Below are 9,970 nucleotides of genomic sequence, written 5' to 3'. Positions count from 1 at the left end.
TTTCATTAAAACCTCCAGGTTTTGATATCTATTTTTGAATAATTTAGCCAAGTTTGGCTGGTTTGGGCAGTAGGTCTTTTCTTTTTTCATGGTTCATTTGTTGTCAATCAAAAAAATCATCAACGCAATTCGCGTCGCTTGTAAAGCAGCGCGCCCAGAACCCCGAAAACCGCGCTGAACCCGATTTTGAGAACGTTAACAGTTGAAAAAACATCTTGCCAATTTGCTCGAACCAGCCGCGTGATACTCTGTTTTGTGTATTCCAGCGCGATGGCGGGAGTGCTGACATTCATATTAATCAGTTTCATAAGATTTTCCATCAGGGACGGGATGTGCCAGCCAACCATATAGTTCAAGGTTTGCAGGATAATTTCAATCCCCAAAAGGCAGAGGATACCTAAAGGGAAGGATTTCCGCTTGAAAATCCCGGCAAAAAACCAGGCCAGGGACGACACAAAAAGGATGCTGAGTCCAACTGAAATGAGGGTTTGCAACCATCCCATCATTCCCATCCAAAAATATGTGTGTTTATAGAACCCAATCCAGAGGTTCACAACAAGCACGTTGACGAACGAAGTGGCTGCCAACATCAGAATTGGAGCAATGCAGGCAAACAGATATTTAGTCCCCGCGATTTTCACAAATGGCAGCGGCTGGGAAAAATGGAAAATCTGACATTGCCGCTTGTGGTCACCATTGATCAAGCCATCCGCCAAAATAATTCCTGAAACCATGTGAACAAAACCCAGGAGGGTGGTCACAGACATTGATATCCAATATGGCGCTTCAAACCCAAAATTTAAGAATGACACAAAAGATTGACGCGTGATGCCACCGTGTTTGATGAGATTTATCAAAAGGGATAGCAGAATCGTAACATATATCACAGCAAGAAACAACAGCGGCGTCAAAATCGTTCTCCAATGGGTTTGCCATTCCTTTTTAAGCAATGCTTTACACTGTTTCATTTGAACCTCCAACCTCGGAAAGGAAAATATCCGCCAGGTCCGGCCTGCCATATTCGGCACCGGGAATCTCAATTCCGGCATCCAAAACAGCGCTGCTTGTGCCCAAAGCGTGAGAAACCAAACGCGGCTTGAAAGCCAGCAGCTCTTGTTCCCGCTCGCGGGGAAGCATGACAACGCGCCGGCTGTTTTTCAGGCTGTCCAGTTCTTCATGCAAAATCACCCTGCCTTTGTCCAAAAATATAACTTCCTGCAAAAGGCCTTCCACCTCTTCGGCTTGATGAGTCGAAATCAGGATGGTTTTGTTTTCATCAAAGAATTCGCCCAAAATGGTGTTGAAAAACTCTTTTCTGAAGGCAATATCCAGCCCCAGGGTGGGTTCATCCAACAGCAGATAACTCACATCCAAAGAGAGCGTTATCAAAAGATAGAGCTTGGTTTTCATCCCTTTGGAAAGCTTTCCCACCTTCAGCTTGGGGGGTAGATTGCTGGTGGAAAACAGTTTTTGCGCCCGCTCTTCGTTCCAGCGCGGGTTCACGCCGCGGACATAATCCATGCTCTGTTTCACCGTGAGGCGGTCATCCAAACCGCTGACGTCTGGGATGAAGGCAACGTCCTGAAAAATGCGGTGATCCAGGTGTTTCACCGGCCTTCCATCCAGGCTCACTTTGCCTTCATGTTTCAAAAAACCCAGCATGCAGCGCATCAGGGTGGATTTTCCCGCTCCATTTTTTCCCAAAAGGCCAATCATGCGGCCTCGGCCCAAGCTGAGGTCCACCCCATCCAGCGCCTTGAACTTGCCGTAATGCTTGCTCAAATTTTCAACCCGGTAAACGCATTCACTCATCTTTCTCTCCATATATTGTTTCTATCATTTCCAAAACTTCCTTAAAAGGAATTTCAAGCTGCCGCGCGCGCTGGAAAGCGGGCTTCAGCTCTTCTTCCACAAAGGCGCCAGACCTGTTTTTGATGATTAGTCCACGCGCGCCTTTGGCCACAAAAAATCCCACCCCACGACGTTTATATAAAACTCCTTCATCCACCAAGCTGCCCAGCGCGTTGCCCACCGTTAAAGGGTTGAGCTGATACTGGCGCGCCAATTCTCGGATTGAAGGGATGGCGGCTTCCTCGGGAATCCTCTTTTCCAGAATCTGCTCTTCGATGTGTTTTCGAAGCTGCAGATACAGCGGAGAATCGTTGTTAAATATGTTCATAATCACCTTTTGTTTTGCTCGTTGACTTATCCTGTCGCACTGTCATGGTCACCTAATACACCAACACGTTTTCTGTCAAGCTCTTTTTTGCGTCTTTTCCTGTTTTGGGGATTGGTATTCTTGTATCTCGCAATATCTCAGTGTGTTATGAGTTCGATAAAATAGTCTGCATGGAAAGCCCCGCATCATTTTTCTGAAGACCCTCCTGCTTGCCGCCTTTAGTATTCCTTATGTTTTAAAAGCAACCTTAAGCTATACATAGGTTTAGGGATATGTGAAGTTGTTTACGAGAGACTCGTTATAGATGCAAATACGACATATACTTTGTTGCAAGGTTTTGAGTCTTAAATAGGAAAACAGAGCTTGATTTACTTAAGTCGATGAACCCGTATTGCACGGTCTATTCCCTCAACCTGCATTTTATATGACTCTCCAGATTTATATATTAGAACTGATGGCATGTATCTATAGCGATATCTGTAATAGTATTCAGTTTGTTGCCAGATCTGACCATTTACGAGTTTAAATATTGAGTCGCCTTCAAAACCGTTAAATTCGCCGTCAATCCTTGATTCTATTAGTATTGGAGTTTCTGGATTTGATTTCGGTTTTTTCGAGCCCGAACCAGGAACAAGCATTGTGACATTCAGTTTTTTACCATCAATTAATAATTTGCCTTGAGATGGAGAGACTGTAACATATGGATAATATTTGTACATATATCGGTATTCATATATCACTTCCCAAACTGACCCATCAGACAATTTGAAAATCTCTCCATTATTGCCAAGAAATGGCGTTGGTGATACTATTGAAGCCTCATACCAATCGCTAGCATACAAAAACATTGATAATAGCACCATAAAACATAATATAATGAATCTTTTTTTCATATCATTTTTCCTTTGTTGGGAGTATATGTTGAGTCCCAATTATTGGTGTAAATCCCAACTCATTGATTCTCAGGTTGTTTGAGGGTTTTTAACATCCCTCATTAATCATAATCTAAGTATGTTATACGACTGAGGGCATCGTTTTATTTTTTTGCATTTGAGTCAAGCTCTTTTTCCGTGCTAATTCGCCTATACAGTTTTTTTACAAAAAAGCTCCGATGAACTCTAATATCAACAATTCATAGCACGTTAACTTTCAGGAGATGCAACAGAACCACCAAATTGATCTTGGCTAAGGTTACTTGGCGTTTTCTTTGAAAATCCTTGGTCCAAGGTGAACTGGTTTGGGTTTTGCTAAGTAATTTATCTTGACAAATTGTCGCGGGAAAATAGGATTATCCCATGAGCTGAGACAGTGGTTTCCCAGATTGAAAACCCGAGGCTATCCGCCGTTGTAGCATACATCCAACAGTTTTATCTGCAAGCATTTAAGGAGAGAAAGATGAAGTATTTCAGGAAGATGATTGGCAAAAAGTGTTATCTTTCACCGATTTCACTGGACGACGTCGAACGTTATACGGAATGGGTGAACGACATGGAGATTGGACAATTCATGTTGTTTTCCGCCACAGTTTTCGATCTCGACCGAGAGCGTGAAGCCCTGCAAAAGCTGATGAAAGAGACTGCTTCCTTCGCCATTGTTGAAAACGATACGAATAAAGCGGTGGGAAACAGTGGCCTTTTCGGCATCAGCGAAATTCATCGCCATGCTGAATTTGGCTGTTTTATTGGCGACAAAACCTATTGGAATCAGGGCATTGGAGCGGAAGCGACCAGCCTGACCCTGGATTATGGTTTCAACGTTTTGAACCTGAAAAACATCTTTTTGCATGTGGTGGATTACAATCAACGTGCCATCCGCTGTTATGAAAAGGTGGGGTTCAAATACGTGGGAAAACATCGTAAATATATCTTTATGGCGGGTCAATATCGCGATATTTTGATTTATGATCTGCTTGCCGATGAATTCGACAGCCCTTATGTGAACAAGCTTTTTGCCCAAAGCACCAGCGAAGACGCGGGAAGGGGGAAAATCAGCTTTGAACCCTAAAAAAAGTTTTGATGTTGATTTCGGCCTGTTGGCTGTCACGGATGGCCCCAAATGGGGTTTCGTGAGCAAAATACTCAATGACGAGATTTATTTTTAAAAAATGTTTAACAAGATAAAAGGACAAAACGGAGCGCTTTCAAACCTGAAGGCAGCCATCGCCAACGAGCGTGTGGCACAGGCATATCTGTTTCATGGCAGCCCGGGCACGGGAAAATTCACCACCGCCCTGAGTTTTGGCATGGCTTTGAACTGTCTGGCCCAGAGCGAATATCGCCCCTGTGGTCAATGTTCCTCATGTCGAAAGTTTTTGGCTTTGGATCATCCTGATTTGCTGTATGTCTTTCCCACTCCAAACCTGAGTTTGAGCCCTGAAGGTGAGATTGGCAATCGCGAAGCGAAAAAGGAATATGACGAATATGTGAAACTAAAACGTGAAAGCCCCTGGGAGCAATATCGCTTCAGTACGAACACGATGATTCGCATCGAAAGCGTCAATTGGCTCATCCGACGCCTGAGTCTCAGCGTTCATGAAGCCAGACGCAGGCTCTGTTTGATTGAAAACGTGGATCAAATGAACATCGATTCCCAAAACGCTTTTTTGAAGACCTTGGAAGAACCGCCTGCCGATACGGTGATAATCCTGATCAGCAGTCAACCTTCCAGACTTTTACCAACCGTGGTTTCGCGTTGTCAGCCGCTTCGCTTCCAAAGCCTTGCACCGCGTGTGATAGAAGATGTTTTGTGTGACGATTTCCACATCCCACGCGAACAGGCAAGAGCCGCAGCGCATATCAGTGCTGGCAACCTCAAACGTGCCATCCGCTTTGCCCAAAATGAGAGTTCCGAGCTGCGCGCCCAAGCCTTTGAAATTTTACAACTGGCCGCAGATGGTAAGGATTTGGCACTGTTTCGCAATATCCAAGCTCTGCCCAGACAATTCACAGCGGAAAGCGCCATCGGGGTTCTGCGTTATGTGACGATGTTCATTGGTGATCTGGCTTTGATTGAGGACGCGCCAGAGCAAATCGTGAATATCGACAAGGAAAGCTTTTTAACAACTCTGCGGGAAAGACTGGCCAGCTTGGATCCGGCTGAGATTGGTGACCGCGCTTTGGTTTTCACAAAAAACGTGGAAGATTATATCCACAGGCTGCAGGGAAACGTAAACCCGCGGCTGGTGATGATGAACCTATGCCTGGATTTGAAAACCCTCCTGACTTCGTAAACTGTAGATGACTGAAAATAAACTAATTAAAAACATCAGCATGATGTCTGTCGCCATATTCATGAGCCGCGTTTTGGGCTTGGTGCGCGATCAGCTTATGGCATTCTGTTTTGGAACCACCTTTTTGAACGACGCTTTCGTGGTTGGCTATAAAATCCCAAACCTTCTGCGCAGTCTTTTTGGCGAAGGCGCGCTGTCGGCGTCATTCGTGCCAATTTACAACGAAATCGGGATAAAAGAAAGCAAACAGCGCCAGATTAATTTCGCGCTTCAGGTTCTGGGCATTCTCACCTTGTTTTTGCTGATTCTCACCGTAATCGGGATTGTGGCAGCACCTTGGATAGTGCGATTGCTCTATCCCGGGCTGGCTCCTAAGACGTCCCAATTGGCCATCATCCTCACGCGCATCATGTTTCCCTACCTTTTATGGATTGGTCTTTCCTCAACCCTTATCGCCATCTTGAATTCACACGACAAGTTTTTCATAACCGGGCTCTCCTCCGGGCTTCTGAATCTGGGAATGATTTTCAGCATGGTGGTTCCCCGCTTCGTTTTTGGACTGGAGGGAGTAGCTCTGGTTAAATGGGCTGCCTGGGGTGTTTTTGCTGGTGGAGCTTTGCAAACCCTGATTAATTTTCCCTATTTAAAACAACTTGGTTACCCGCTGAAACTTTTTGTGCGTTTTGGCGGAGAGGCTCTTAAAACGATGTGGACCCGGTTTTTACCATCGTTGATTGGCGTGGGCATCAGAGAAATCAATTTGGTGGCGGATAGCCTGATGGCGTCTTTTTTGGCAGTGGGCAGCATTTCCGCGCTGGAATATGGTTATCGGCTTTTCCAATTTCCCCTGGGAATGTTTGCGGTTTCAACCGGAATGGTGCTTTTACCCACTTATTCGAAGCTGATGACACATGGAGATTGGGAGGGGCTTTCCAAAAACCTGAGGCTGGCGGCGGTGAACCTCACCTATATCATGCTGCCGGTCACAACCCTGATTATTGCTCTGGGCGGAGAAGCGGTCAGGCTGGTTTTCGAGCGCGGGGCTTTTGACGCACAGGCCAGTCTTTGGACCACGCAGGCGCTGATTTTTTACAGCCTGGGGCTCATTTTTTTCAGCTTCAACCAAGCTCTGACACCGCTTTTTTTCGCGAATAAGGATACCCGCACGCCCGTGCGCATCGCTGCAGCCATGGTGGCGCTGAATATTGTTTTAAACTTTATCCTGATGCAGTTTATGCAACACCGCGGCTTGGCTTTTGCCACATCCATCACCGCGATGGTGAATTTTGTCCTTCAGTTTTACCTGATCAGGAAAAAGATGCCCAAGGTGAATTTCGCGGGGATTCTTCCCAATATTTTGAAAACCTTGGCCATCTGCGCCGTGATGCTCTGCGTGCTTTTGAAGGTGGAGCCTTTAGTGCCAGCACGTGGAATTTGGCAGTTGGGTGCAAAACTTGCAGTGTTCGGCGTCGCCAGTTTATTATTCTTTTACGGAGCAGGGATTCTCTTGAAATTGGATTATTTGTCTGAAGCAGCTTCCCAACTATGCAAAAAATTCCGCCGAAAATAGAGCAGAAACTTCATCTTTTGCCTGAACAACCGGGAATTTATCTCTGGAAAGACGCTGAAGGCAAAGTGCTTTACGTGGGCAAAGCCGTTTCGCTGAAAAACCGAATCAAATCCTACCTGAGCGGACATGAAAAGGATATCAAAACCCGCCAGCTCATGAGCCAGGCTCAGGATCTTGATTACATCATCACTCTCTCCGAAAAAGACGCCTACCTTTTGGAAACCAATCTGGTGAAGCGGCATCGACCCAGATACAACATTTTACTAAAAGACGACAAACGCTATCCATTCGTGAAAATAACAACCGCGGAACCCTTTCCACGCCTGATTTTGACCCGAGACAGGGTGAATGACGGTTCCAGATATTTCGGACCCTATACCGATGTGAGAGCGCTTCGTCTCACCCTGCGAAATTTTGAATGGGTTTTTCCAATCCGAACCTGCAAACGCGAAATCCCAGCCGATGGAATCCGCTATAAAAAATCCTGCATCAACCATCAATTGGGAAAATGCCTGGCACCCTGCATTGGCGCTGTTTCCCGTGAGGACTATTTGCGAGTGGTGAAGAGGCTGGAAGCTTTTTTTGAGGGACGTCACCAGGAAGTTTTGGAAGAACTGCGCGCGGAAATGAACCAGCAATCCGAAAATATGGAATTTGAACAGGCAGCTAAAAGCAGGGACCAAATCCTGGCTATCGAACGCATTCAGAAGCGCCAGGTGGTGCATTCCATCGAAGCGCGAAACCTTGACGTGATTGGTTTTTATCAGGAGGAAAATGTGGCGGTGGCGGCGGTGTTGAGAATCATGAACGGCATGGTGGTAAACCGGGAGGATTACCCTCTCAGCAATGTGGCTAACATGAAACCCAGCGATGTTTTGGCGGCTTTCATAAAACTGTATTACGCGGACAAGGATATCTTCCCCGAAGAGATTCTTCTTCCCTTGGAGCCAACGGATTTTGAGGAATTGCAAAACTGGCTGAATGGCAAACTGCGCCTTCCTCAGCGTGGAGAAAAAAGCCGCTTGCTGGCGATGGCAAAACGCAACGCTTTCCAACTGGTTGAGGAACGCAAACTGGCTCATATCCGTCGCGCGAATCGTACTATTTTTCCCGTTCAGGAGCTAAAAGAAAAACTGGCCTTGCCAAAGCTTCCGCGAAAAATGGTCTGCTTGGATATTTCCACCATCCAAGGCACTGATACGGTGTCTTCGGCTGTCTTTTTCGAAAACGGCAAACCCAAAAAAAGCTTCTATCGACGCTTCATCATTCGCGAAATAAGCACTCAGAACGACTATGCCGCTATTCAGGAAACCCTGTCCCGATTCTTGGATGAAACCAAAAAAAACGAAGCCATGATTCCAGACCTGATTATAATTGATGGCGGCAAAGGCCAGCTTTCCGCGTGCAGAGAGGTTTTAGAAAATTCCTCGCATCCGAAAATCCCAATTTTATCCTTGGCAAAACGTGCGGAAGAGGTTTTTTTGCCGGGACGAGCAGATTCGGTTATCCTGCCCCGTTCATCAGCTTCGCTGCGTCTTTTGATTGCCATCCGCGATGAAGCACACCGGTTTGCCATCACTTTCCATCGCTCCCGACGCTCCAAACGTACGCTGCTGAGCGAATTGGAAGACATTCCCGGTGTTGGAGAACATACCAAATTCCTGCTTTTGAATCAATTTGGGTCTGTGGAGGGAGTTCGTAATGCCAATGTTGATCAACTGATGATGGTGAAGGGCATTGGCCGCAAAAGGGCTTTACAAATCTATGAACATTACCACAATGGTTAAAGTTACATCTCTAATTCAATCTGGTTATATTTATCATATTTTCGCAACCCTCACTTGCGTTTGAGATTACATTTCCCAAAACATATCCCACTATTCCTTGACAAAATGTTGCCTCCATATTTCTTCGTACCCAATTGATCAAAGAAAGAAGAATAGAGGAAATTTATGTTGCAAATGTATCCAAAACCGCGCAAAAAATCTGTAATGCCCACAGATTATCGGAATAAAATACTGGCCGCAGCGCAGAGAACCTTTGCCCAAAAAGGTTATGTGAAATGCACCATGTCCGATGTTGCCATTCAAGCCAAGGTTGGAATCGGTACTCTGTACAACTATTTCAAAAACAAGGATGAGCTTTTACAGCTTTGTATTCAGCAAACCATTGAAGACGAAATACAGGTGATTGAAAAAAACAGCCAAAAGATTGATGACCCTTTGGAAAAGGTCCGCTATTTCTTTACCGAACATTTTTTACTGATGCAAGAAAAGCCCAGCATCGCTCGCCTTCTCTTGATTGAACTCCGCCAAAGTGAAGGATTTTACAAACGAAATCCCACCTACAATCCCATGAAATTTTATCTGGATTATTACGCCAGGGTGTTCCAGGAAGCAATCAAGAAAAAGCTGATCCGCAAAGTTGATGTGGACGCACTGGCCCATATCATCGTGGGTGCTCAGGAACTCATCTTCCTGCAGTGGCTTATCCACGACAAGGATTTTCAGATTGAACCTCTTTTGAAAGGTTTGGACGATATCCTGAGAACGGGATTGATAAAATAGGAAAACCCATATTTCACAAATAAAAAGGCCTGTCTTCTGACGGGCTTTTTTTTGATGTAACGCCCATGTTGTCAAGAAGCTTAATGCAGATGGCAAGATTTTACTTGTCAAATGCGCTCAGGTTCAAAAGATGGTAAAAAACAAAAAATAAGGATCTGAAAATGAAACTTTCACAACGTGCGCTTGAAATCCAGGCCTCCCCCATCCGTAAACTGATGCCCCACGCTGTGGCAGCTAAAAAACGCGGTAATAAAGTTTTTCATCTCAACATCGGACAACCCGATATTCCCACACCGCCGCAAATGATTGAAGCCTACCACTCTTTTTCTGAAAAAGTATTAGCCTACGGCCCTTCCCAAGGCTTGGATGTATATAGAGACGGCTTGGTGCAATATTATGCCAGCCACGATATCCCCCTGCAGGAA

10 protein-coding genes are annotated in these 9,970 nt (G+C 45.4%); 6 read left to right on the top strand and 4 right to left on the bottom strand.

The window, feature by feature from the left end; all coding sequences use genetic code 11:
* Positions 1-119 precede the first annotated feature (119 nt).
* The 4 genes from GX135_06465 to GX135_06450 all read right to left on the bottom strand — a co-directional run bounded on the left by GX135_06465 (position 120) and on the right by GX135_06450 (position 3,072).
* Entirely contained in the window at positions 120-968 is an 849-nt protein-coding gene (locus GX135_06465; protein ID NLN85730.1) for a hypothetical protein, read from the bottom strand.
* Complete coding sequence (locus GX135_06460; protein ID NLN85729.1) at positions 955-1,812, bottom strand: ABC transporter ATP-binding protein; 858 nt, start codon at positions 1,810-1,812, stop codon at positions 955-957. Before GX135_06460 ends, GX135_06465 begins: the two co-directional genes overlap by 14 nt.
* Entirely contained in the window at positions 1,805-2,179 is a 375-nt protein-coding gene (locus GX135_06455) for a GntR family transcriptional regulator (protein NLN85728.1), read from the bottom strand. Before GX135_06455 ends, GX135_06460 begins: the two co-directional genes overlap by 8 nt.
* 368 nt (positions 2,180-2,547) lie before the next feature.
* Positions 2,548-3,072, bottom strand: a complete 525-nt coding sequence (locus GX135_06450) for a hypothetical protein (protein NLN85727.1) — start codon at positions 3,070-3,072, stop codon at positions 2,548-2,550.
* 502 nt (positions 3,073-3,574) lie between these two features.
* On the opposite strand from GX135_06450, the gene GX135_06445 reads away from it, so the two are divergent.
* From GX135_06445 to GX135_06420, 6 genes are all read left to right on the top strand, one after another.
* Positions 3,575-4,183, top strand: a complete 609-nt coding sequence (locus GX135_06445) for a GNAT family N-acetyltransferase (protein NLN85726.1) — start codon at positions 3,575-3,577, stop codon at positions 4,181-4,183.
* Positions 4,184-4,283: 100 nt separating this feature from the next.
* Positions 4,284-5,408 (top strand): DNA polymerase III subunit delta', encoded by a 1,125-nt coding sequence (locus GX135_06440; GenBank protein NLN85725.1) that lies wholly within the window; start codon positions 4,284-4,286, stop codon positions 5,406-5,408.
* Between the two features lie 7 nt (positions 5,409-5,415).
* Positions 5,416-6,978 carry a murein biosynthesis integral membrane protein MurJ gene (murJ, locus tag GX135_06435; protein ID NLN85724.1) on the top strand — a complete coding sequence of 521 codons (1,563 nt, stop codon included), beginning with the start codon at positions 5,416-5,418 and terminating at the stop codon, positions 6,976-6,978.
* Complete coding sequence (uvrC, locus tag GX135_06430; protein NLN85723.1) at positions 6,954-8,765, top strand: excinuclease ABC subunit UvrC; 1,812 nt, start codon at positions 6,954-6,956, stop codon at positions 8,763-8,765. The genes murJ and uvrC overlap by 25 nt, the downstream gene beginning before the upstream one ends.
* A gap of 174 nt (positions 8,766-8,939) precedes the next feature.
* Positions 8,940-9,545 (top strand): TetR/AcrR family transcriptional regulator, encoded by a 606-nt coding sequence (locus tag GX135_06425; protein ID NLN85722.1) that lies wholly within the window; start codon positions 8,940-8,942, stop codon positions 9,543-9,545.
* A gap of 161 nt (positions 9,546-9,706) precedes the next feature.
* A partial coding sequence (locus GX135_06420) for a pyridoxal phosphate-dependent aminotransferase (protein NLN85721.1) occupies positions 9,707-9,970 on the top strand: 264 nt, incomplete at its 3' end.

This window comes from Candidatus Cloacimonadota bacterium, assembly GCA_012522635.1.
Taxonomy (GTDB): Bacteria; Cloacimonadota; Cloacimonadia; order Cloacimonadales; family Cloacimonadaceae; genus Syntrophosphaera.
The sequence above is the reverse complement of the archived record's forward strand: the minus strand, read 5'-3'. Positions and strand labels throughout refer to the sequence as shown.

Excerpts from the sequence above, each read along its gene's own strand:
- GX135_06465 (NLN85730.1), bottom strand. The coding sequence starts at position 968 with ATGAAACAGTGTAAAGCATTGCTTAAAAAGGAATGGCAAACCCATTGG.
- GX135_06460 (NLN85729.1), bottom strand. The coding sequence starts at position 1,812 with ATGAGTGAATGCGTTTACCGGGTTGAAAATTTGAGCAAGCATTACGGC.
- GX135_06455 (NLN85728.1), bottom strand. The coding sequence starts at position 2,179 with ATGAACATATTTAACAACGATTCTCCGCTGTATCTGCAGCTTCGAAAA.
- GX135_06450 (NLN85727.1), bottom strand. The coding sequence starts at position 3,072 with ATGAAAAAAAGATTCATTATATTATGTTTTATGGTGCTATTATCAATG.
- GX135_06445 (NLN85726.1), top strand. The coding sequence starts at position 3,575 with ATGAAGTATTTCAGGAAGATGATTGGCAAAAAGTGTTATCTTTCACCG.
- GX135_06440 (NLN85725.1), top strand. The coding sequence starts at position 4,284 with ATGTTTAACAAGATAAAAGGACAAAACGGAGCGCTTTCAAACCTGAAG.
- murJ (NLN85724.1), top strand. The coding sequence starts at position 5,416 with ATGACTGAAAATAAACTAATTAAAAACATCAGCATGATGTCTGTCGCC.
- uvrC (NLN85723.1), top strand. The coding sequence starts at position 6,954 with ATGCAAAAAATTCCGCCGAAAATAGAGCAGAAACTTCATCTTTTGCCT.
- GX135_06425 (NLN85722.1), top strand. The coding sequence starts at position 8,940 with ATGTATCCAAAACCGCGCAAAAAATCTGTAATGCCCACAGATTATCGG.